A 23,550-nucleotide genomic window follows, 5' to 3' on the forward strand; every position below is an offset into this window, starting at 1 on the left:
GTAGTTCAGAAATGCTAGAAAACAGGTGAATAATAATGAGTTCTCTTTCTATATACCCTACTCCTTTAGGCTCGAAACCTACACTTGAACAGCCGATCCCTCATGCCTCAATGGCACAATTAACGAATAGCTCAGATTTCGTGTCCAATGAGGATCAGGATGCGTTCTTTTTTCGCGACTTGGAGCGCAGTCAAATTCTATTAAATGAAGCGCAGGTTCAGGCGGTGCGCCATTACAAGGGGCCTTTGCTCACCTTAGCTGGGGCCGGTTCAGGCAAAACTACCGTTCTGGTCTGCCGAGCAGCTTACTTACTGCGTGTCCACCGCGTGCATCCGAGCCATCTATTACTGATTACTTTTTCCAAAAAGGCTGCGGAAGAAATGCGCGAACGCCTCACCTCCCTCCCCGGCCTTGACGGCAGTATGACGCAGGCGATGCAGGTGCGGACTTTTCACGCCTTTTGCCTGCGTTTGCTGCGTATAAATGGGTTCCAGCAGGAGATTTTGAGCGATGGCCGCTATCAACAGATTGTTTTTAAGCGCATCATGCTGAGCATGGGGCTGCAGGATACGTATCAACCCGAGGTCCTCATCGCCCTGCTCTCCTCTTACAAAATGCAGCTAATCGAAGTTAGCGACCTCCCGGAACAAACGGAAGAAGATCAGGAAATGAAGAAAATCTTCCTGCAGTATGAGCAGTGGAAAATGGAACAGCACAAGATGGACTTCGACGATATTCTGCTGATGGCTTACCAGTTGTTGAAGCAAAATGCCGATATTCTTCGTTCCTTGGAGCGCAAGTTCGCGTATATCAGCGTCGATGAATTCCAGGATACCAACACCGTTCAGTATGAAATTATTCAAATGATTGCTCAAAACCACCAGAATCTCATGGTTGTCGGCGACGATGACCAAACCATTTATTCCTTTAACGGGGCGCGAAATGAATTTATTTTGCAATTCCATCAGAAGTATCCTGCCGCCAAAATGGTCACGTTGGATATTAACTACCGATCAACATCCAGCATCGTCGGTTTAGGCAATGCGATTATCCGGCACAATATCCAGCGGAAGTCCAAGACGCTCCTCGCCACCAAACAGAGTGATTTGAAGCCGCTCTATGTCAGGCCCTCCAGCAGCGACGATGAGGCCGATTGGCTTGTGAATGATCTTAGAATCAAGGTCGCCGAGGGCGGCAAGTCCTATGGAGATTTCGCCATTCTCTATCGAACTGCGAACAACAGCCGGGCAATTATTGAGCAGTTGATTTTGCATAACTTGCCTTTTGTCGACTATGGCAGCAATGACTCCTTCTATGATCAGTGGATGGTGAAGCCCATTATCGATCATCTTCGAATCGCGCATGAGCGCCGAAATTTCGAAGCGATAGAGGGTGTCCTACCTTCATTATATATAGGTCGCGACCAAGGCATGCGGATTATTCAAGATCAGGAAGCCATTCAGCCCAAGAAATGGCCGCTCATCCACCTGCTTGGCTTGCCGCAGCTCAAGGAATTCCAGAAGGAAAAGCTGAAAAGCCGCATCAAACTTATTAAATCATTGGCTGAAATGAAGCCTCTGGCTGCCGTGCAGGCGATCCGCAAGGATTTCTATGATACTTTTCTGGAGACGAACAAGCGCAGCAAGCTGACGCATCACCGGGAAATGCTCAAGGAAACACTCGATGAGCTGGAGTCCTCAGCCAAACGGTTCGATACGGTGGAACAATTCCTTTATTTTATCCATGAAGTGGCCGAAAAACGCACGGAAATGAGCGCACTGAAAAAAGATCAAGCAGCGAACCGTATTTCGCTCATGACGATTCATAAATCGAAGGGCCTCGAGTTCGGCGTCGTTTACTTGCTCTGCGCGATTGAAGGCAATATGCCGCATAGCTCGGCACTGGACGCTGGGCATCTTGACGACGTCAAGATGGCTGGGGTTGCGGGGCGCGACAAGGGTCCCGCCGCGCTCGAGGAAGAACGGCGACTGGCATATGTCGCCGTCACGCGCGCCAAGGCTGAGCTGCTGATCAGCTCGCCGGCGTATTATCGCGGGAAGAAGGCGGAGCCTTCCCGCTTCCTGCTGTCCGCGTTCCCTGGCGCGGACGCAGGGGTTGTGACCAGCCGCAAGCCTGCGGCGGCTGGTCTAGGCGGCGCGCGGCGGTTCGACGCCGCCGCGGGGGCCGGGACCGCGACGGAGGAGGTCGCGGCGTGGTTGTGCAGCCAGGCCGGCTGCAAGGCCTGGTCGCGGATCTCGTCGCCGCAGGAAGCGCGGCTGACGGCCAAGGCATGCCCGCTATGCGGCGCGGCCATGGTGAAGGGCAAGCGGACGGTTTCACTCGCGCGCTCACGCTAAGCTGGAGCTCATGCCTGGCCCAGCTGCATGATCAGCCTCCAACGTGGACAGACTACCTCTATCTGACCAGTTGGAGGGATACACATGATCAAACGCTTCAATCGTTTAGCTATTGAATTACCGCAACCGACAACGGCGGATCCGAACGCCGCAGCGGCTGTGCAAGAACTGCTCGGCGGCAAATTCGGTGAAATGTCCACGTTGAACAATTACATGTTCCAGTCGTTCAATTTCAAGAACAAAACAAAGCTAAAGCCCTTTTACGATCTCGTCTCAAGCATTACGGCCGAAGAATTCGGTCATGTCGAGTTAGTCACCCATGCGATTAATCTCTGCCTGGCTGGTTCCACGCAGCCTGGCGCTCCCGACACTACGCCTCTGGGCGCGGCCAAGGATGTGCGCAACACCCAGCATTTCATCGTTGCCGGTCAGAATGCCCTGCCTTTCGATTCGATGGGCAAGCCTTGGACCGGCGAGAATGTCTTCAACAGCGGCAACCTGATTCTGGACTTGCTGCATAATTTCTTCCTCGAATGCGGGGCCCGCACGCATAAGATGCGGGTCTACGAGATGACCAGCCATCCCGTGGCCCGGGCCATGATCGGCTACCTCCTCGTCCGCGGAGGCGTGCATGTCGTTGCTTACGCCAAGGCGCTTGAAGTAGCCACCGGCGCGGATGTGACGAAGCTGATTCCGATTCCAAGCCTGGATAATAAGGCTTTTAACGAGACGCGGAAGTATGAGGAGAAAGGCGTCCATCGTGTTCTGTATCGCTTTAGCGATGAGGACTACAGGGACTTGGAGCAGATCTGGAAGGGCGTCCATCCCGAGGATGGCGGGGAATTGATTGTGAAGGAAGGGATTCCCGAAGGTGGTCCTGTCCCGGAATACGCGGATACACCGGAGGAATTCGCCCCTGGAATCTTCCCGGAGGATTTCATGAAAATTGCCGCTAGGTTGCAGCAATCGGCAGGTATACCCGTATAGGAAACGGACTATCCTTAAGGCCACTGGGCCTTTTCTCGTCTATAAGTACAATACAGTTCGTTAGTAGATAGCGAATGGTGAGGCCACCCTCCCTTCTGCCGATAAGACTGTTTTTGCAGCGTTACAGCTTCCTCTTTTTCCTGAGGCACAGCTGTAACGTTGCTTTTCAACCTTATCGCTCCCTCTCTAGCCTCATACGCCACTTTAACGCTGTTTTTCATCCTTAACTCAGCTGATATGCTGTTCATGGTGTTCTTTCTCTGCCTGTAACGTTGTTTTTCATCCTTATCGCTCCCATTCTAGCCTCATACGCCACTTTAGCGCTGTTTTTCATCCTTAACTCAACTGATATGCTGTTCATGGTGTTCTTTCTCTGCCTGTAACGCTGTTTTTCATCCTTATCGCTCCCATTCTAGCCTCATACGCCACTTTAGCGCTGTTTTTCATCCTTAACTCGACTGATTTGCTGTTCATGGTGTTCTTTCTCTGCCTGTAACGCTGTTTTTCATCCTTATCGCTCCCATTCTAGCCTCATACGCCACTTTAGCGCTGTTTTTCATCCTTAACTCGACTGATATGCAGTTCATGGTGTTCTTTCTCTACCTGTAACGTTGTTTTTCATCCTTATCGCTCCCTCTCTAGCCTCATACGCCACTTTAGCGCTGTTTTTCAAAGCAACGGCTGCACCTCCGCAAACAAAGCAAAGAGGCTGCTCCATCGGTTTTTTAACCTTTGAAGACAGCCTTATTCTCATTTTATGTTAAGTAATATAGAAGCTCTCAGAGACTCTCATCCTGCTCAATTCAGCTAGCAAACATCGCAAAGCTTACACTAGTTCCTTCAAAGCGCTCAAAGCCGCATCATAATTCGGATGCTCTTTCATCTCCGTCAAGTATTCCACATAACGAACGGTATCGTTCGCATCCACGATGAAAATGGCGCGTTGATCCAGTTGGATTTCTTTAATCAATACCCCATACGCTTGGCCGAAGCTGCGGTATTTGTAGTCCGAGAGAGTAATGACTTTATCGATGCCTGCTGCTCCGCAGAAACGGCTTTGAGCAAACGGCAGATCCACGGAAATCGTCAGAATAACGACGTCATCCCCAAGTTTGTCAGCCTCTACATTAAACCGCCGCGTCTGAGCGTCGCAAGTGCCTGTGTCCACGGATGGAACGACAGAGATCAGCTTCACTTTGCCCGCATAGTCCGCTAAGCTGACTTCGGTCATCAGGTCCTTGTTCACTTTAAAATCAGGCGCTTGATCGCCAATTTTAATTTCCGGTCCCAACAATGTCACCGGGTTCCCTCCAACGGTTGCTACTCCTGTGCGTTCAGTAATTTGTGTCATGTTGTATACCTCCTGAATTTGATTGATGTGCTTATGCGTTGGCAATAACGGCTTTTAATTTCTCTTTGGACTGCAGCCCAACAAGTTGGTCAACCACTTGCCCATCTTTGAAAACAAGCAAGGTAGGGATGCTCATAACGTTATATTTGGCAGCGGACTCCGGATTGTCGTCCACATTGATTTTGACAATTTGAGCGGCATCGCCCACTTCGGCGGATAGTTCATCTAGAATTGGAGCAATCATTTTACAAGGACCGCACCAAGGGGCCCAGAAATCGACGAGTACTGTGCCTGACTCTGTGGCGCTTTGGAAAGTTGCATCGGAAATGTGGTTAACTGACATGGTTCATTCCTCCTGTAGGATCATTTACTTACGCATGCTGCTCAGATATAAATCGTTCTGCATCGAGCGCTGCCATACAGCCGCTTCCTGCCGAAGTAATCGCTTGACGATAAATACGATCCTGTACGTCGCCGCAAGCGAAAATGCCTGGTATTCCTGTTTGCGCCGTCCCAGGAATAACTTGCAGATAACCCAGCTCATCTGTTGGCAGCTGTCCACCCAAGAAGGCTGTGTTCGGCGTATGACCAATCGCCAGGAAAATGCCGTCTGCCTCCAGCAGTTCTTCCTCGCCTGTTTCGTTGTTGAGCACTTTCAGTCCGCTCACTCCCATCGGCCCTGCCACCACTTCTAGTGGTGTGCGGTTGAGACTCCAAGCCACCTTTTGATTGCCGCGGGCGTGGTCCTGCATAATTTTCGAAGCTTTCAAATCGTTGCGACGATGGACAACGCGCACCTCCGTAGCGAATCTGGTCAGGAACTGTGCTTCTTCCATCGCGGTATCCCCACCGCCAATGACGATGATTTTCTTGTTGCGGAAAAAGAATCCATCGCAGGTCGCACACGTGCTTACGCCTTTCCCGATGTTCTCGGACTCGCCGGGAATGCCTAATTTCTTGGCCGAGGCACCCGTAGAGATGATCAGCGAATCTGCGGTCAATTGACTGCCGTCTTCCAAAAATAATGTGAAAGGACGTTTGGTCGTATCCACTTCAGTTACCCGACCCGCTTGAATCGTTGCTCCAAAACGCAGCGCTTGTCTGCGCATATTGTCCATCAGCTCCGGCCCTGTAATGCCATCCGGGAACCCTGGGAAATTGTCTACCTCGGTTGTTGTCGTAAGTTGTCCACCTGGCTGAATGCCTTCAATAACTAAGGGAGATACATTGGCTCTTGCCAAGTAGATTGCTGCGGTTAAGCCCGCAGGTCCAGTTCCGATAATGATCGCTTTGTGATGCATAGGAATTCCTCCTTTGAAGCTCTTCTATTTGCGCTTGTTAGCGTAATTTTTAGTTGTTATAAATTAAATTTGAAACAAACTTTATAGATGAATCATAACAATTCTCTTTAATATTGTCAACAATTAATTTGTGTACAATATAATAATTTGTCTTACCCTCTCTTATCTTCCGTTGGCAGATTACACCTCCATTTTCATGAAGCTTTCAGCTACCACTCAAGTCCCTTTCAGTTTTCATAGGCATAATGAGAGGAGTACAAGGAACACAACCGCATTGAAGGGAGCAACGTATAGATGAATACTCATATAAAAACGAACGGCACATGGAAATGGGTAAGCACCCTGCTGCTGCTCAGCATGATCGCTTATGTCCTGATTTATCCTCCATTGAAGAAAGTTGAGGGGTCCACGGCAATGGCCGCCGGTACGGCTGTAGCCAAAGTCAACGGGGTCACCATAAGCAGCTCACAGCTCTATGATGCGATGCTGGCTACGGGCGGCAACCAGACATTGGACACTTTAATTACAGAGGAGCTTATTAATCAGGAAAGCCAAAAATCCGGCATTCAGGTAACGGATGCTGATATTCAAGCCGAACTAACCAAAGTCCAAAGCTCGTATGGATCTGACACAGAGTTCCAGCAAGCTCTTACATCCTACGGCATGACCCTCGACGATTTGAAAAAGAATATGAAAACGCAGGTCCTGCTCAAGAAAATATTAGCTCCTCAAGTGACAATTACTGATGATGATATTAAAAAGTACTATGATGCGAATCTGGAATCTTTGAAAACACCTGAACAGGTACAAGTTTCCCATATTGCTGTTGCAACCAAGGAAGAGGCCGATGCCCTCGTAGCGGCATTGAAAGCGGGAGGCGACTTCGCTGCCTTAGCCAAGGAGAAATCGCTGGATACCGCAACCAAAGACAAATCCGGCGAGCTTGGTTATATCGCCAAGGGCAGTGCAGATGCCGCGTTCGAGACGGCTGCCTTCGCTATGAAGGTGGGTGCTACCAGTGACCCGATTCCGACCAGCACAGGATATGACATTATTAAAGTAACCGATCATAAAATGGCTGCGACACCTACGCTAGAGGAGAAAAAAGAATCGATCAAACAGATCTTAACCGATGAAAAATTGTCTACGCTGGCTTCGAGTTGGCTGGAAGAGCAGAAAGGCAAATCGACGGTAGAGAATTATTTGACTAAGAAATAGGCAATTCCCTTAACTTAATCTGAAAAGGAGGTCCCGCATTCGCGCGCGGGACCTCCTTTTTTCATGGCGTATGTGTCTTCATCTGGTCGAGACTCTTGAACTCGTACCCTTGGCTCTTGGCATCGTCAATGATTTTGGCGAGTGCTTCGGTATTATCTTTGGATACCGAGTGCAGGAGAATAACGGCGCCCGGATGAAGTTGAGCCATCACGTTCTTGTAGGCGTACTGCCAGCCTTTCTGCTGCTTAGGCTCCCAGTCGCGGTAGGCCACAGACCAGAACACATTCGTGTAGCCAAGCTGCTGACTGACGGCTAACGATCGGCCGTTGAAGATCCCCCGCGGCGTGCGCAGATAGCGCATTTCCTTCTGGTCGGTCATCGCGCCGACGCCTTCCTTCACTTGATCCAGCTCTTTGCGGATACGCTCAGCGGAGATTTGGCTCATGTCCGGATGACTCCAGGAATGGTTGCCAATCAAGTGACCTTCCTGCGCCATACGCTTCAGCAGCTCGGGCTCCGTCTTGATGTAATGCCCCGTCACAAAGAAAATGGCCGGTACTTGCTTCTCCTTCAGAACGTCCAAAATCTTGCCTGTATACCCTTGCTCGTACCCGTTATCGAAGGTTAAGTACAATTCTTTGACGGTGAGATCGCCTGTAAAGATAGCGGCATGCTGCTGCAAAAGACCTTTGAAACCTTCCTCGTCAATCGATGGGCGCTGTCCATTCGCGCTTTTCTTGAAGCCGAAATGGTAGGAACCGTCGGCGGATACCAACGTCGCTTGCCCTAACAGCATCGCAAGCACGAGGGTCATGATACGAATGTAGTTCACGGTTGCAGACTCACTCCTTGCCTTTTGTGATTGGTTACAGCGGACTAGGCTGTTACTAATATGCCACATTTTAGACGGTGATTATGTGAGGAGCAGGAGTGAGTACCGCAGGGTAATACTGGATATTTCTCATTTCCCCACAATAGACACTTCAGCTTAATCAATAACTTTGCCGAAAGCGTCTACAATATCTCCGCGAAAAGACTTGCCGACAAGCTTTCGAATCTCCTCATACGCTTCCCGCGGAGGCATCTCTTCTCGGTATGACCGCGGTGTTGTTAAAGCCAGAAAAACTTCAACGAGACCAAGCATTTGCGAAAGAAGAGGAATCTGATTCCCCGATAACTGATACGGATAACCAGTACCGTCAACCTTTTCATGATGATACAGGAAAGCCTTCTCCACCTCTTGAAAGTCAGGTATGCCCTCGCACAATTCCCTGGCCATAAAGCAGTGCTCCTGAACTACCTCAAACTCGAACTCCGATAGCTTCCCTTCCTTCTCAAACATATAATCAGGCAGCTTCACTCTACTTACAAAATGCAGCAAAGCCAGCAAATCAATCTCCCAATCCTGAACACGAAGACCGCCATATTCCTTCACAAGCGCTTTCAGCAGAGCGCTCATATCTCCGATTTCTTTACGCGAAGTCTGGGTCTTTCGTTCTCCAACCGGAATAAAACACTGCAGGATGTTGATAACCTGCTGCTTCTGTTGCTCGAATGCAATGGCTTCAACTCGCTTTTTATGCTGCTGAAAGGTTAGACTGATAATTCCGCCAAGAATCATCGCGCCAAGGGCATAAACCGCTTTGGTAGTTGCCGCAATTACCGGCGATAACCCCTCAATGTTCACTGTTGTTGGACCGAATATATGGAAGATAGTGAAATACAGTAGGAATATCGCAATCCCATATAGATAGGTGCGAAAATCTACAAGTAAACTAAGCATGATCGGGAAGAAAATCAACGCAACCCACATTTGCTGCAGCGCCATTGGATTATATAGTGTGGTAACGACAACGACAAGAAAAATGAGGGAGGGCGCAATCAGCTTTGAATAAGGGCTCTCCTTGGGCATTCGCTTCTGAATTCCATACATCCCCCAAGCGAATAAAGCAACCGTAAAGGAAGTCATCATATATAGCTTGGATTCTGAGTTCCCGATCAATGCCCAATAGAATAAACCACTCAGTGCACAAATCAGGGCCATACCGCCTATCATCGCCATCATCAATTGATCTGCCGACTGCCCTGCTAAGCGCTGCAACACTTTCATAACATACTCCTCCTTATACCGGAATCGTCTGCTCGGTTCTCTTTCGGTTGAAAAATAGAAGCCCCTTTCATGACATCATCGATCACAGATAAAATAACTTCTGGGCTCGTATCCTTCATCAAGTAACCATCAACCCCGGCTTTAATTGCACGATAAATATCTTCACTTTCATCAAATGCGGTTAAGATAATAATTTTCATAGCTGGATAGGTATCCTTCAATGTCTTGACCCCATCAATAATCGATATCCCCGGCATTTTCAAATCGGTCAAAAGAAGATCAGGCGCCAAAGCAAGTGATTGCTCAATAGCTTCCTTGCCATTCGTAGCCTCACCCGTTATGGCGTATTCCCCACAGCTTTGAAGCAAAATGTGCAACCCCTCTCGTACAATTGAGCGGTCGTCAGCAATCACTACCTTATACATAGGCCATACTCCTTTCACGAGGAATGTGCGCTGTAACGGTCATTCCCCTAGCTTGTTCAGAGTGAAAAGAGATCGTGCCATTCAAAGCTTTAATCCGCTTCTCCATGCCGCCCAAACCGAATTTTCCCTCCTGGTAAGCATCCGTTTTGTTCATGCCGACACCGTCATCCTTCACCGTAATTGTCCATTGCACACTTGTAACCTCAATTTTGACGTGAATGTGTTTGGCTTGCGCATGCTTAATCACATTGTTGGCCGCTTCTTCCACCAGATGATAAATAGCTTCTTCGATATCAAGCTGTTCGTACGCTACCCATCCGACATTCTCGAATTGCGGCTTCACATCCGTATGTTCCGTAACACGGTAAAGCAGCTTCTCAATCGCATGATGGAGATTAAACTTCCGCTTCTCATCCTTAAGCTCAGTAATGAATTGGCGAATATCCCTATGACTTTCTTTCACTTTTTTCTCGATTTCCGTCACATAAGGAAGCACAGCCTCACGCGCGTCGGAAGGAAGCACATTCTTTAGTTGGAATAGCTGAATTGAAATAAAGAATAACTCCTGTGTGATACCGTCATGAATATTCTGAGCAATCGTATTTCGCTCTATAGCTACAGCTGTTTCTTCGGCATCCTGCAATTCTTCGTTCGTGAAATGAAAGGCTTCCAGCTTCGTAAGAATGAATTGCATATATATTTTATGCAGAATTGTTAATTCGTTTTTTCCCGCTCTGACTAATAACCAGCCATAGGTATGACTATCCCTGTCCACAAGCGTTTGTATATATAGTGGTAAAACTTCACCCGTTGGGGAAGGCAGATTCCTATACATTTTCTCGCTGGGCGGCTTATTTTGTTTCATATAATTCGTAAAATAGGTATGCTTCCAGCTCTGTATTTTTTTATAAGGACCAGCTTGATCGATACATAGAATGACTTCACGATCGTCCAGTACCTTCTTAAGCAGTTCTTCCACTTGATGTACGGATCTTTGTTGAAAAGGCTTCAGGCCTCCACGACCTGTGGAATAAATCATGACGAACTTGCGATACTGCTTGCGCAAACTTTGCAGAGCATAGTGCACGAGACCTACTGCACAATAGAAAGCAAAGACAACAAAACCATAATCAAAATGCGCAATCACATAATCATATATAGAAGTGGAGAATATTAGCGCAAATACAGTGGGCAGTAAGAGTACATAGCAAAGTGAAATTGTGTAGTACTGCTTCCACGTCACAAATCGTTTGATCATCCCAAGACTAGTAAAACTATAGAACAAGAATGGACTAGACAGCCCGCCAGTTAGCCACAGAATCACAAAACCAAAAAGAATATCGGCTGTGGCCGCGATGAAAGCCCATTTCCTTCGCATTTTATCCAGATGCACCAAGCTGTATATCGTTTGGAAAAGCACCGCTACTAACAACAGTCCGGGAGATACTCCACTGGAATTGGTATAAACCAATAGACCAATGAGCAGCAGCACCCATCTGCAGCCCAAAAATAAATATAAGCTTGTTTTATTCTGTAAGGACATGCACAACTGCTCCTAAACTTAATGTATTCTTAATGGTTTTTCGACTTATTTTGTTATACAATGAATTTCAATGAAGCGAATAGGCACTTAGTAATAGGCATTTAGCACTATTTCAGTATACCATAGATAAGATCGCTCTGGAGGGAACCAGCTTGATTAATATGATTATCCTTGATGACCATCCCCTTGTTCGCAAAGGGATCTGCTCCATTGTCTCATCTGGCCAATCGATGAATGTTGTGGGGGAAGCCACCAATTCTAGGGAGGCTCTCGCACTTATGGAGCGTACACAACCTGACCTTGTTCTTGTCGATTTAAACTTAGGGAATGAAAATGGCTTGGATTTCATCCAGGCAGCCCGCCGAGCGGGACATACTTGCAAATATATGATCTTAACCTCGTCGGTCACACGCAGTGAACTCCAATTGGCTCAGTCCATGCAGATTGAAGGTATCTGCCTCAAAGAAGCATTTCCTGAAGATTTGTTATATGCCGTAGAAGTCGTTGCCCGCGGACGTAAATACTATGATCCGGTCTTGATGGGTTCTATGATGGACGACAAGCAAGCTAAAAAAGAGCAAGATCTATCTGAACTTACTCCCAAAGAGCTTGAGGTGCTGATGTCACTTGGCAAGGGGCGATCCAACAAAGAAATCGCGAGCGCCCTCTTCATTACCGAATTTACAGTCAAGAAGCACGTAAGCCAGGTTTTAGCCAAATTAGAACTAGCCGATCGCACACAAGCAGCTTTGTACGCCTTGTCCAAGGGGCTTGTGCAATTCGAAATGCAGCGATAAAACAAGATGTCTGCCTACAAAGAAAGATCCGTCGGGATAGCCCGTTGGATCTTTTGTTCGTTAGAGGTCAAGCGGCTCTGCGATGCGATGCATCGGAAGCAGGGAAAACTCCGCGTAGCCTTTAACATCTTTGATATGAACCGGGCCCAGTGAGGGGTCCCTGCTGTCTTTGCTTTCACCTAGCGTCCGATTGTCGCCTATAACGAACAGATGACCGCTTGGTACCGTCTGAACGGCCATGTCTTCGGATTTACCTGCGGTGTATAGCTCAGGCAGCGGCGTTTCGTTCACATAGATAACACCATCACGGATGAGTACGCGATCCCCCTCCACAGCAATCACACGCTTAATGATGTTGAAGCCGAGGCGCTCTTCCTTAATAACAACGACATCCCCATACTTCGGTGTAGAGAAAAACAAGGAAAGCTTGTTCATAAATAGAATATTGCCATTCTGCAGGGTGGGGTACATCGAGTTACCTGAAACTCTCGTAAGCCCAATCATGTTATTAATCAATATAAAGGCTAAAGCTAAGAGCAAAATGAATTTTACCCAGCCCCAGAAGTCACTTTTTTTCTTAACAACCGATTGCCTTAGTCCCAAACTCTCATCTGTCATGATTCAATTCCCATCCTCTACAGCTTCTATTATTCGTTTATTGTTGTGTATATGTTACATTCACTACAGTTGGCGTTGGTAATTGATTCCCGTAGACGTCATCCGTAACAGCGGGTGGTTTTGGTGTCGGTATTGGCACTGGCGGAGCAACTATGACAGGGGGACTCGGTGCGAATATTTGCGCCGGGGGCACGTAGCTGCCTGCTAATGTATCCATAGCCGACTTCGCGCTATCCAGAATCAATTGAAGCTTATCCGTTATCTGTTGACGGTCCTGCTCTGTTCTAACATTCGTTTGAGCTAGCAAGGCTTGTGTATATTGCGCCAGCGCTTGAACATGGATCTTCTTCTGCTCCTCTGTGAAAGACTCCAGATTTCTAGCAGATGCTTCGAGTCGAACCTGCAATTCTTTCTTCAACAATTCCTTCTGCACATCCGTCTCAGACTTCATGGACTGGTCTAAATTCTGAATGACTTGCTCTGTTTTCTTATTAAACCAAGAAGCCATTGTACCGGCAAGATCAATATCCGCATAGGAAACTCCGGCTGATGCCGTAAGAATGACCGTTAAAGAAACAATTCCAGCTGCGACAATCCGTTTGGATTTCACCTTACGTTGCTTTTCATTTCTGGTGATCATCGTGATTCCTCCTTTTCTTTATAGGTGATAAAGTAAGATGGAGGCCCCGTTTCCGGGGCCTATTTTACTTATTATTTTTTGAATCCGTCAAGAACGATGTTTTCAAGAGCTGCTTTGCCAGTAGTTTCAAGGGAAACACCTTTTTCGGAGATGCTTTTCTTGTTAGCTGCTTCCAAAGCATCAGCAAGCGTTTGAAGCTCAGCCAATTTGTCAGCTACTTTCTTTGCAATGTTATCTTTGATTTCTTGGGAAGCCGCAGTTCTTTCAGCAGCAAGCAAAGCGTTCAATTCTGCTTTTGTAGCTTCGATTTTGGCAGTCAAAGTAGTAGCTGCTTGATTTTGCGTTGTAGCTACAGCGGAGTTCAAGCTGCTTAGGGAAGAAGCTCCTTGAGCATTCACATCATGCTTGATGTCGGCTTCGCCAACTTTACCAGCAATTTCAACCGCTACATTGTTAACGAAGTTAGCGCCACTTACAACATTGTCGTACTCGCCTGCCATACCGTTTTTGATAGCTGTGTTCTTAGCGTCAATTGCCGTGGAGTAAGCAGTTACTTGACCATTGATGGAGCCTTGTACACGGCCTGTTTCTGTTGTTCCTGCTGTTTTCACATCGTTGACTGCTCCGTTATTGATGGCTTTGTAATCGGAGACCAGTTTATCTTTGTTAGCAGCTACGAAACCTGCAACGTCCCCAGCTACAAGTGCTTTTGTTGCCGATGTTGCTGTGTTGTACCAGCTTTGAAGTTGGCCACCAGCGTCTGTTGCTGCGAAAGCTGTTCCCATACCTGCCACTAAACCTGTTGCGATTACACCAATTGCCAATTTACTTTTCAATGCTTTCATCATTCATCAATCTCCCTTATAGTTGGTTTATTTTTAAATTGCGTTCACGATAGGTGAACCCATAACTCACAATGACTGACTACTTACCCAGCTTCGACGTTAGCTCTAGAATCGTTTCCGCAGCCAACTGATCGACTTCACGCTCATGGTTACTTTTCGAAGTACTCACGTACTTGTCAAAATCGGTTGCAGCTCTAGTCTCAACAAGTTCCTTGGCTGATCTCTCGATTTGACTCACATAGGCTTGATTAACCGCTTCAATGTGATCGATTGTTCGATGACTCGTGTCATCCGCCATCTTATTCAGATTGGCAGTGGTCTTGGAGATCTTGTCTTGCGCCGATGCTTTCAAGGATTGTCCAGCTACGGTCAATTCTTGCTGGGCTTTGATGTTAATCTCGCTCATTCCCTGTTGGGAACGCGTTTTGTACCAATTCTGTAAAGGCGTACTTACATCTGAGTAGGCGTAAGCCGTACCAATGACCAGACATGTCGAGAGGCTCAATGAAACCATCATCACTTTGCGTTTCAAACGATTCATCGTGCTGCCCTGCCTCCTTGTTTCTTGCGTTGCGCTTGCTTACAAACCTATTGTATCCCGTCATCCGATTTGTGACTTCGTCCTTTAGGGTAATTTATATCTGCCACCTTCGCAGGGGTTCGCGGTAGACTTTCGTACCAGATCAGTACTTATTTTGATTCAAAAGCATCCAACTTGGTTAATAAGGTATATAGCCCCATACCACTTCGCATCCGTCTGAATATAGATAAGCATACGCTATGTGAGGATGACGAATCGTTTGAATAGTAGAAAAGAGGATACAATGAACACGAAACAAATGCTTATGGCCAGCACCGTCGCCATCACGTTAAGTATGGGTGGAACGACTTGGACGCACTCGGCTTATGCAAACCCGATAACTAACAAACAACATACTAAGCCCATAAAAGAGGATCTGCTACAAGTCTTAGGAGTATCCTCAGATGACGATATCTACAAGGCGCAATATAACGGGCAGTCGCTGGCTGACATTGCCGCAGCCAATCAGGTTGATGTCCAGAAGGTTATTGAACTTCAACTAGCTGAGTTAACCGAACTGTTGAAAGAACGGCTATCCAGCGGCAGCATTACACCTGCACAATATCAGGCACAGCGAGATGAACTGCCCGAGATTATTGTTAGAAGTGTCTATGCGCTATAGATGAAGGGGCAGCCCACACGCAGAGAAATCTACGTGTGGGCTGCCCCTTTATGTTAAATCATGCCTCTCAGTCGATCCGCGATAACGCGCATCATGCTTCGCAGGACATCGATATTCTGGAAACAGAAGGTCATGACCTGGTCGCGATGAAGCTCAAGCAGGACGGCTCCTTCCTTTGCCGTGCAATCGGCGGAACGAGGTCCGCTGTCGATGATAGCCATCTCACCGAAGAAGTCCCCTTCCCCTAGAACGGCGTACTCTTCACTACCACTATGCACCCGGATACGCCCTTCAATGATGCCATACATGGTATCGCCGAAATCGCCCGTTCGGCATACCGTTTCACCGGGTCCATAAGCAACCTCATCAACCCGCTGCGCAAGCCACAGGAAATCATCGGGTGCCAGATGCGTGAACAGATCAATCTTTTGCAGGACCAGGATGCGCCGCAGCAGGACTTCGTCCTTGGTCAACTCATCGGTCCTATGGGCCATAGCGAGGGCCACGGCCGCCCCTGATTCGGCCGGCTGAAGCTCCATTTCACGGGGATTCGCTTGTTGGCCTCGCGCCAATTCAGACCGCAGCCGCCGCGAAAGCAGCTTCATCATTTCAACCGCAATGCTCGTCTGATCGAACATCATGTCATAGAAAACGGAAGAATCGAGCCTCCATAGGTGAACATCTTCCTCAGCTTTAATCGACGCCGTGCGCGGCCCTTGTGTCAGAATAGCCATCTCGCCGAAGCAATCTCCGCGTTTCAACTCGCCGAGCAGCTGCCCTTGCCGGTACACGCTGGCACGCCCGCTTCCCATAATCATTAAGGAATCCCCAGGATCGCCTTCCTGAATGATGATCGTTCCCTTTTGCACATGCATATGGTGAAGCCTTTGAGCAATCTCGGAGAGGTCCTTGCTTGTCATTCCTTGAAACAGGGAGACAGGGCGGAGCATTTGTACCCTAAGCATCAGATCGGCCAGTTCTTCATCATGTGAAGTTCCCAACTTCCGCAAACGATGATGCTGGATCGTTTGGGTGAGCCAGTCGTCTCCTTGTGCGGATAACCAGCTCAGATGCGCTTCAAGGTGCGAATCGGCTGCGGCATTCCGCGTTATTTTACGAGAACCAGACATGAATTTCGCCATTTCCGTACGAAGACTGCCTTGCAGCGTCTGGTCCATCACTTCCTCCGCATTCGCCTGCTGCCTCGTATCTCCTTCTGACCAGTCCAGGAACACAGCTTGCATCGTCTGCTCTTCATAGATCAGAGATAGCAGTTGAAAGATACGTCGACTAATCGCAACTCGAATTTCATTGATGATATCCTTGATGTCCGCATAGTCCTCCACCCCAACCAAGCAGGCACCATGTTCCGCAAATTGTCCATATACGTGCAGCTCCTGCAAGAGATAAGCCTCGGTTTTCTGGCGATCCACATAAGAGCTTCTTCGCTGCATGCGAAGCAATGATTCGAGCATCCGGTCACGCATCTCATAAGCAGCCGACTCATAGGAAGCGAATAGCTGATCAAAGGCCGACTGCGTAGCAAATCGTTCGAATACAGCCGGTAGATACAAAGCGACTTCCTTCTGGTCCAAATAGGGCGCCAGCTTAGGCAGGACGTCTTCCTCATCGTAAGCCGCCAGTGCGCTAATCGCGTAACGGCGGGTTTGGCTGTCTTTCAACAAGCTAATAATCGATATCAGCAATGGAGGAACGTGCAGAATCGCCGCGGATTCCAGTGCTCTTATACGAACTTGCGGACTGCTGTCCTGCAGCAGCGAAATAAGCGGCTTGTAGAAGTTTTTCACCCGAATTTGGCCGAACAAAGCAGCCATCGCGATGCGCTCCTCATCCTTCCCGCTCTCCATCATTTCTTTCAACTTGCCAACAGCCCGGAACATCCCCTCAATGCTGTAATACTTCACTAATCCGGCAATCGCGGCAGCTTGGACATCAACCAGCGGAGAATCCAGGTGAGCTGTAATCTCATCCACATACTCCTCTTTCGCATAAGCGGCCAGCGCTAGCAAAGCTTTCGCTTTAATCTGGGTGTTGGCATCCGCGGTCAGAGATTGCAGAGCCGCTTCAAAGCCATCAGGTACCTTTTGCTCGATATAAGTCAAGGCTTCCAGACAGAGTTCGGGAATCGGATGCCGCAGCAGCCCGTCCAAATAAGGCGTCAGATCCAAAGCGTCCATCTCCCGTAAAAGGCCAAACGCATACAGCGCCTGCTGCTTGTCCATACTAGAAAGCGCGTCAATCAGAATTTGCCGACTCGCAGGGTCCATCAAGTTGAGCTCGACCTTTTGGAGATCGTCGCCTCCCGTCTTAAGGTTGGAAAGCAGCGTGCTTAAGTACGCTTTTTTCACTTTCACTCCGGCAAAAATCCCAACCGCCAATAACACGAGAACAAGATAACTCAGCTGCTCGGGAGCTAGAAAGCGGGAAACGACAAGCAGGCAGACCGCCGCAAGACCTTTGGCGCCATTCCGCACAATGCCGTCCAGGAATCCTTTCGCTTTGCCGCGCCATTCCGGAGGAACTGGGAACATCACCAATTGACTGACAGAGGAATATATCGTGTCGCCGATGACCTTATCACTGCCTTTTACCACAACAGCCATAGCCAACACGGGCACAATCAAAATGCCCAAACTGCCGGTCAGCAGTGCAATTGGAAAAATAAGCAGTGCCGTCATCACACCGAATCGCGTCAGAATTCGCCCGGAGATAAATAATTGAACACCTAAGGCGATCAACCCCGAAAACCCGTAGAAACTTCCCATAAACCCAGCCAATGCTTCATTCTGCAAAGTCCCTCGCAAGATGACCTTGAATTGATAATCAATGAGCGTAAGCGAGACCACCAGAGCCGCCGACAAAATAGCGACATATTTCAAATGCGGGACGCTCGCGAAGAGGCCTTTTTTCTGCTGATCCACCTGCTTCGGCTTTGCTGTTGATTTCGGCTGCGCAGGTTTGCTTTCTGCCGCCTCTTTGGCCACTCGTAAAATAACATATACCGCAGCCAAACCAAGCAGTTGCAAGCCTGCATAGAAATAAATCAGATTCGCCGTGCCGACGAGCGGGACGAGCGCTTTTAGTCCAAAACCACTGAGAATGCCGCCTGTAATGCCCCCGCTTCCGACAATCCCAATCATCTGCTTCGCTTTCCTTTGATCCATGACAGAGGTCGCGAACTGCCAGAAACATACGATCATGAGGAAATTAAACACATCATAACCGATATAGATGACCGGAAATACCCAGCGCAGCTCAAGCCCTACACCGAATCTCGAAACTAATACCAATGCCGAAATAAGCGGAATTAAGGTCTTCATGAGGCTCTCAAGCCGCACTTTAGGCGAGAACCGCTGAAACAGGATGCCTGCGGTAATCATGACAAGAGCTTGCGGCAAATACATCAAAGATAGATACGAATTATCAAATCGGCTTAAAAAGAGCGTATCTGCCGCTGTCCGGCCAATCGTGGATGCCGACACGACACAAAATAAATAAGCAAACAACAGGAATACCTTGCTGTATTCCACCTTATCCTCTGTGAATTTATGCAAAAATGTTTTGTAGAACTTCCCTGACCATACACCGTTCATTTTACACCTCATCTTAGAATCAACGATCATCTTCCATCTAATTGAAATTGTATCAGAAGTCCTAGGATAAAATAACTACTTTGCCGAATAAATCACATAAAAAAAGACACGCTCCCAAGGAGGTGTCCTTCACTTCATACCGACTTTCATGATTTTCCGATGATTTCATCGATCTCGCTTTTGAGCAGCAGATAGCGGTGCACACTTCTCATGATCGGCACCTTGGTCAACTTATTTTTGTCCACGTAGAGTTTCATTTGATCTTTGGTAAGACCCAAATATTCCCCTGCTTCCATCACCGTTAAAACAACTTCATTGCTTGTAGCGTTGAACGTTGACTTCACTTTTTGATTCCAATCTTCAAATACCTGCATGTGCTCGCAACACCCTTCTAGTCCGATCCTTGTATTATACCACAAAAATCAACTCTTTGCGGGCGGAGGAATTATTGGGAATCGCCATCGCTTAAAAGTTCCAGCAAAGCCTGCGGCAGCGCAAACTGCTGGTTGTTTATAACGATCCGGTTGAGGGTTTCATCCGCTGTTGACGTCATCTCTTCCTTGATCACTTCGATTTCGGCATGCAGTCTTTCCATTTGCAGATCCAGCGCATACGCAGCCCCGGCTGCTTGCTTCAATTCATCCAATAGCCTGCCGGGCACCGCTTGATTGCCTTGATTAAATTTGTAGTAAATTTTATGTTCCAAACTCGCCCAGAAATCCATCGCAATGGTGCGAATTTGAACCTCAATGCATACATTTTCTTTCCGATCAGACATATGTACGGGGACTTCAATTAACAAATGCAAACTTTGATAGCCGTTCGGTTTCGGATGTTTAATATAGTCTTTTTCTCCTAGTACCTTTAGGTCTCCTTGGTTTTTGAGCATATTGCTAATCACATAAATATCGGAGATGAACGAGCACGTAATCCGCATACCGGCAATATCTTTAATGCTGTCTTTAATCCCAGAAAATGAAAAGTCGCCGCCCTTGCGACTCAGCTTATGAAAAATGCTTTCCGGCGATTTCAACCTGGATTTCGTATGCTCAATCGGATTATATTCATGCAGCATTTCGAATTCCTGCACCAGAATTTCTACCCGTGTCTCCATCGCATCCAGAGCGAATTTGTACGTCATCATGAAACGGGTAATATCATTTTTGAAAGTTTTCAAATCATTTATAGAAAGTTGATTCATCATTAGTTGTTCCATCCTTTGGTCATGGTTATTTTACCAGTCTTACCTAGTGTAAAGCACCGGGTTCACTTGGAGCAAATTTGGCGTTCGTATTGACACTTTTTGGATGTCTTGGTATAGTACAACTAATCTATTTTGAGCGAATACTTACGTCGGAAGCACCCGTAGGATCAGGCCAACTGCCTGTCTTGCTGGTGCTTTTTTGTCGTATTCCTCACCATTTCCCCATTCGAAGGAGGATTTCATTGAAAAATTATATCGTGCTGCTCACCGCTCTTGCCCTCGCCTCAGCGCTCCCCACAGAAGTCGCCGCCGCCTCCATTGAATTCACATCCACGATTCAAACCTCACTGGACAAAACTATTGCGAGTGCTTCGCAAATCCAAGCCCGAACCATTCAATCTTTACACACCGAATTCCTGAACCTTCAAAAGCAAGATCAAAACTGGGAGAGCAAGATCGACTCGCTGCACAGCCGAAATAAAGATACCGCGGCAGCCGTTAATAAGCAAAGCAAAGAGATCGACGATGCTAAAATCGCTAGCTTGGAAGCTGATGTCTTACAAGCAAGAGAACGGCACAAGCCCTTATTATCCCGATATACCGCTTTAAATAAACAGATTGAAGCGGCCCGCTCTTTTAAAAGCAGAAGCTTAAACGCGCTGCTCCGCATTCAAACCACCGCACTCAAAATCCCCGTCGGATTCGCGCGTGCCGATATTGCCGCCAAAGTGAAGATCCACAAAACCGCCAAAGACAGTGCTGCCCAAGCGGCCAAAAAAATCCGCGAGCGCCTGGATGATATCGATCCAATAAATGCTCAAATCAAAGCTAAGCAAGGGGCTATCAAAGCAACGCAAAACAGTCTATCTTCCACATGGAGCGCATTTAAACAAGCAGCCAAGAAGTCAGACCCGACTGGGGTACAGAACTCTCTATCCTCCATGGTCTCGCTATCGCGCCAAATCATTGAGGAGGAGCAAAAAATCTTTAAACTGGAATCTACGGTCAGTGAAACGCTGGCGGCGATCCAATTGCAAATGAATTAGCCGGATAAAAAAAGGCACCGAAATGGTGCCTGCGTTAAAAATTAGCGACCCTGCGATATTTCAGGAAACTTCCAATCCGCCAAACACAGATATACAAGTAGGCCATCACCATCGTAAGCAAAGTGAACTCTGTATAGTCCAGGCTTTTAAAATATTGGGATAAAGCGACTCGAAGGACGATAATCGCGATGAGCACATATTTAAAGTTCTTATTTTTCTTGGCATACACAAGTCCATCCTCACGCTTCTCGTACCCTGTGTGATAGAGCATGATACTGCCTAATCCAACTCCCAGAACACCTGCGCACAATATTTCCCATAATGCCGGCAGATGAAACGGATGATCTGGTATATGCGTTAACGAACTGATCGAGAAGCCAAATACAACCAGCAAGAGCACGACAGGGGTCAGCATGCCAATCCCCTTGTTGCGAATAGGCCGGCTTTTGCCGCGCGTTCGAAGCCAGATAACCAATATGATAATGACAGCACCAATCCCATAGCCAATCAACGTTTCAACATTCATGTGATCTTCCCTTTCATTTCTCAGATGGCAGCCAAAGAGCCCGCTTCAATTTCTCCTGAATTTATTTTAGCGTATTTGTGCTGAGATGCAATCAGACCAGAGCAAGAACCCCTAGTCCGTCTTAAGGCGGATGTGGCCAGGGCTCTCCACAAAGGAAAGCCCACCTCTCCTTTGTAAATATATTATTTACTTAGAGATAATACTCCAGTTACATATCCACCTTACAATGAAGCTATCTTGTTGTGACGGAGGCATCGAACTATGACAGCAAAAATATTTGTTGGATTTGTTTGTATATTATCCCTATCTGCTTTAGGTGTTGGTGCAACAGAGAATCACAGCCATGTCGTGCCTCCTTACTCACCAGAACTTTATAGCTCCACCACACAATTTGAGTATGAATTTGAATGGTTGCACGGGACCATCCTCGCCAATCCTCAATAACAACTGCCTCTCGTTTTTATGCAAGCAAACAAAGCCACCTCCTTTTAATAAAAGAAGTGGCTAGAAATACGGTGAAACTTGTTCATGAAATAACCCTACCTAACAGGTGCTTCCGATTTAAAATATGGGGGCGTTTTAAGCCACCCTCTTCTTATCAATAGATCCTTAAACGTTATGGCGAACGTCAACTTCTTCATCTGAAACTTAGCAAACATTGCAGCTACATCCGGTCGTACAGCCTCAGTCAATCCCCGACAAGCATAATTCATACCTAGCACAAGATTGAAGCTGAGCAGACTGGCAATTTCCTCATCTGATAACCGGGAGCCTTCTGGAATACTTCGAAAATCCCCAACCGGTTTATCCCGCGATGGCTCGGTGAACGGGACACCCTCTGCATTTAAAAACGCGATCAATTCCTCAAATATCGGGCGATGAACATCGTTGATAACTTGTTGCAGTTTTTCCTTAAGTTCAGGATCCAGTGCAATATTAAATGATGTCTGTTCACCGCGCATGGTTTGTTCCGTTGCGGTCAAGTAAAACCAAAGATTCATGACCTCTCCGACATTTAAAGGCGGCTTTTCGCCATCCAGAAACGGCTTAATCGCATCATTAAGTACCTCCAGTATATTCATGTTCGCAACTCCTTTTTGCTAGTTATACTCCCCAATAGCCCCATATTTTATTAATAGCTGTTGGGTTGTATGACTAGCGTGATGCAATTAAACCTTAATCTTTTGGAGTTCATCCATGAAAGCAGATCTATTCGGATAAGCAAGGCGGAATTGCTGGATGACCTTCTCTGCCTGAGCTCCCCCACCTGCTTTGATCAGTTGAGTGATAATTCGACATACCTTTTGATATTCTTTTCGATTCGTTGATCGCGCTGCTTCCTCCACAATGTAGTCGACTAATGCCCCTGTCTACATTTTAGCGTTAGGAACTGCAGGTTCAGAGATCAAGAACTCCTGTAGGGGTGAACTGCGATGAATCCAAATTAGCGCTGTTAAGCTAATCAAAGAGAGCACAGCAACAAATCCGATGAGCGGAAGTGTTCCGCTCCGATCAACCAAAGTTGTAAAAGAAAATAACAACAAAAGGCGCAGCAGCAGACCGAGTGTGGAATAAAAGCTGCTTACTCGCCCGATGTAAGACGAATGTATCGTATTCATCATCATGGTATTCCGAATGATTTTGTAACTACTTAGGTATCAGTTAGTTGAAAATAAATTGCCCCCGAAATGCACGGAAAAGAGAGTCGAAAATTGGGCGAGCTTGTTTTTGTAGAGTGGAGATCACACTGCGGATTCTTAGGAATA

The 23,550-nt window shown here is 47.3% G+C and carries 23 protein-coding genes; 7 read left to right on the forward strand and 16 right to left on the reverse strand.

Annotated features, from left to right (window positions below):
* Positions 1 to 35: 35 nt before the first annotated feature.
* Positions 36 to 2,357, forward strand: coding sequence for a UvrD-helicase domain-containing protein (locus tag IEY34_RS14340; RefSeq protein ID WP_189012554.1), 2,322 nt, complete (start codon positions 36 to 38; stop codon positions 2,355 to 2,357).
* Positions 2,358 to 2,441: 84 nt separating this feature from the next.
* A complete protein-coding gene (locus tag IEY34_RS14345) occupies positions 2,442 to 3,344 on the forward strand; it encodes a manganese catalase family protein (protein ID WP_189012555.1) in 903 nt (300 codons plus the stop codon).
* 826 nt (positions 3,345 to 4,170) lie between these two features.
* On the opposite strand, the gene tpx is transcribed toward IEY34_RS14345, so the two are convergent.
* Genes tpx through trxB form a run of 3 tightly spaced genes read right to left on the reverse strand, consistent with a single transcriptional unit; the run spans position 4,171 to position 5,996 of the window.
* Positions 4,171 to 4,695, reverse strand: a complete 525-nt coding sequence (gene tpx / locus IEY34_RS14350) for a thiol peroxidase (RefSeq protein WP_189012556.1) — start codon at positions 4,693 to 4,695, stop codon at positions 4,171 to 4,173.
* A 31-nt stretch (positions 4,696 to 4,726) separates the two neighbouring features.
* Positions 4,727 to 5,038 carry a thioredoxin gene (gene trxA, locus IEY34_RS14355; RefSeq protein ID WP_189012557.1) on the reverse strand — a complete coding sequence of 104 codons (312 nt, stop codon included), beginning with the start codon at positions 5,036 to 5,038 and terminating at the stop codon, positions 4,727 to 4,729.
* 28 nt (positions 5,039 to 5,066) lie between these two features.
* Positions 5,067 to 5,996, reverse strand: coding sequence for a thioredoxin-disulfide reductase (gene trxB, locus IEY34_RS14360; RefSeq protein ID WP_189012558.1), 930 nt, complete (start codon positions 5,994 to 5,996; stop codon positions 5,067 to 5,069).
* A 294-nt stretch (positions 5,997 to 6,290) separates the two neighbouring features.
* On the opposite strand from trxB, the gene IEY34_RS14365 reads away from it, so the two are divergent.
* Complete coding sequence (locus IEY34_RS14365; RefSeq protein ID WP_189012559.1) at positions 6,291 to 7,214, forward strand: peptidyl-prolyl cis-trans isomerase; 924 nt, start codon at positions 6,291 to 6,293, stop codon at positions 7,212 to 7,214.
* Between the two features lie 61 nt (positions 7,215 to 7,275).
* Here IEY34_RS14365 and pdaA read toward each other — a convergent pair whose 3' ends face one another.
* The 4 genes from pdaA to IEY34_RS14385 all read right to left on the reverse strand — a co-directional run bounded on the left by pdaA (position 7,276) and on the right by IEY34_RS14385 (position 11,292).
* Positions 7,276 to 8,028, reverse strand: a complete 753-nt coding sequence (gene pdaA / locus IEY34_RS14370; RefSeq protein ID WP_189012581.1) for a delta-lactam-biosynthetic de-N-acetylase — start codon at positions 8,026 to 8,028, stop codon at positions 7,276 to 7,278.
* A gap of 174 nt (positions 8,029 to 8,202) precedes the next feature.
* The gene (locus tag IEY34_RS14375; RefSeq protein ID WP_189012560.1) at positions 8,203 to 9,324 is read right to left on the reverse strand and encodes an HD-GYP domain-containing protein; all 1,122 of its coding nucleotides are present in this window, start codon (positions 9,322 to 9,324) and stop codon (positions 8,203 to 8,205) included.
* Positions 9,321 to 9,749, reverse strand: coding sequence for a response regulator (locus IEY34_RS14380; protein WP_189012561.1), 429 nt, complete (start codon positions 9,747 to 9,749; stop codon positions 9,321 to 9,323). The genes IEY34_RS14375 and IEY34_RS14380 overlap by 4 nt, the downstream gene beginning before the upstream one ends.
* A complete protein-coding gene (locus IEY34_RS14385; RefSeq protein ID WP_189012562.1) occupies positions 9,742 to 11,292 on the reverse strand; it encodes a sensor histidine kinase in 1,551 nt (516 codons plus the stop codon). Before IEY34_RS14385 ends, IEY34_RS14380 begins: the two co-directional genes overlap by 8 nt.
* Positions 11,293 to 11,453: 161 nt before the next feature.
* Between IEY34_RS14385 and IEY34_RS14390 the strand changes: the two genes are divergently transcribed.
* Positions 11,454 to 12,089, forward strand: a complete 636-nt coding sequence (locus IEY34_RS14390; protein ID WP_308423014.1) for a response regulator — start codon at positions 11,454 to 11,456, stop codon at positions 12,087 to 12,089.
* Between the two features lie 60 nt (positions 12,090 to 12,149).
* Here IEY34_RS14390 and lepB read toward each other — a convergent pair whose 3' ends face one another.
* The 4 genes from lepB to IEY34_RS14410 form a co-directional block, all read right to left on the reverse strand.
* Positions 12,150 to 12,707 (reverse strand): signal peptidase I, encoded by a 558-nt coding sequence (gene lepB / locus IEY34_RS14395; protein ID WP_189012563.1) that lies wholly within the window; start codon positions 12,705 to 12,707, stop codon positions 12,150 to 12,152.
* 37 nt (positions 12,708 to 12,744) lie between these two features.
* Positions 12,745 to 13,347 (reverse strand): hypothetical protein, encoded by a 603-nt coding sequence (locus tag IEY34_RS14400; protein ID WP_189012564.1) that lies wholly within the window; start codon positions 13,345 to 13,347, stop codon positions 12,745 to 12,747.
* A gap of 71 nt (positions 13,348 to 13,418) precedes the next feature.
* Positions 13,419 to 14,195 carry a hypothetical protein gene (locus IEY34_RS14405; RefSeq protein WP_189012565.1) on the reverse strand — a complete coding sequence of 259 codons (777 nt, stop codon included), beginning with the start codon at positions 14,193 to 14,195 and terminating at the stop codon, positions 13,419 to 13,421.
* Positions 14,196 to 14,271: 76 nt separating this feature from the next.
* Complete coding sequence (locus tag IEY34_RS14410) at positions 14,272 to 14,733, reverse strand: hypothetical protein (protein WP_189012566.1); 462 nt, start codon at positions 14,731 to 14,733, stop codon at positions 14,272 to 14,274.
* A 283-nt stretch (positions 14,734 to 15,016) separates the two neighbouring features.
* Here IEY34_RS14410 and IEY34_RS14415 point away from each other — a divergent pair, with 283 nt between their 5' ends.
* On the forward strand, positions 15,017 to 15,394 hold the full coding sequence (locus tag IEY34_RS14415; protein ID WP_189012567.1) for a hypothetical protein: 378 nt from the start codon (positions 15,017 to 15,019) through the stop codon (positions 15,392 to 15,394).
* Between the two features lie 53 nt (positions 15,395 to 15,447).
* Here IEY34_RS14415 and IEY34_RS14420 read toward each other — a convergent pair whose 3' ends face one another.
* The 3 genes from IEY34_RS14420 to IEY34_RS14430 form a co-directional block, all read right to left on the reverse strand.
* Positions 15,448 to 19,008, reverse strand: coding sequence for an Npt1/Npt2 family nucleotide transporter (locus tag IEY34_RS14420; RefSeq protein ID WP_189012568.1), 3,561 nt, complete (start codon positions 19,006 to 19,008; stop codon positions 15,448 to 15,450).
* A 146-nt stretch (positions 19,009 to 19,154) separates the two neighbouring features.
* Entirely contained in the window at positions 19,155 to 19,382 is a 228-nt protein-coding gene (locus tag IEY34_RS14425; RefSeq protein ID WP_189012569.1) for a DNA-binding protein, read from the reverse strand.
* Between the two features lie 71 nt (positions 19,383 to 19,453).
* Entirely contained in the window at positions 19,454 to 20,209 is a 756-nt protein-coding gene (locus IEY34_RS14430) for a GTP pyrophosphokinase (protein ID WP_189012583.1), read from the reverse strand.
* 245 nt (positions 20,210 to 20,454) lie between these two features.
* Between IEY34_RS14430 and IEY34_RS14435 the strand changes: the two genes are divergently transcribed.
* Entirely contained in the window at positions 20,455 to 21,258 is an 804-nt protein-coding gene (locus tag IEY34_RS14435; RefSeq protein WP_189012570.1) for a coiled-coil domain-containing protein, read from the forward strand.
* A gap of 34 nt (positions 21,259 to 21,292) precedes the next feature.
* Here the strand turns inward: IEY34_RS14435 and IEY34_RS14440 are convergent, their stop codons facing one another.
* Complete coding sequence (locus tag IEY34_RS14440) at positions 21,293 to 21,784, reverse strand: CcdC protein domain-containing protein (protein ID WP_189012571.1); 492 nt, start codon at positions 21,782 to 21,784, stop codon at positions 21,293 to 21,295.
* A 261-nt stretch (positions 21,785 to 22,045) separates the two neighbouring features.
* Here IEY34_RS14440 and IEY34_RS14445 point away from each other — a divergent pair, with 261 nt between their 5' ends.
* Positions 22,046 to 22,228 (forward strand): hypothetical protein, encoded by a 183-nt coding sequence (locus IEY34_RS14445; RefSeq protein ID WP_189012572.1) that lies wholly within the window; start codon positions 22,046 to 22,048, stop codon positions 22,226 to 22,228.
* Between the two features lie 95 nt (positions 22,229 to 22,323).
* Here IEY34_RS14445 and IEY34_RS14450 read toward each other — a convergent pair whose 3' ends face one another.
* Complete coding sequence (locus IEY34_RS14450) at positions 22,324 to 22,866, reverse strand: DUF3231 family protein (protein ID WP_189012573.1); 543 nt, start codon at positions 22,864 to 22,866, stop codon at positions 22,324 to 22,326.
* Positions 22,867 to 23,550 lie beyond the last annotated feature (684 nt).

It is taken from the genome of Paenibacillus marchantiophytorum (genome assembly GCF_014640555.1).
GTDB classification, from domain to species: domain Bacteria; phylum Bacillota; class Bacilli; order Paenibacillales; family NBRC-103111; genus Paenibacillus_E; species Paenibacillus_E marchantiophytorum.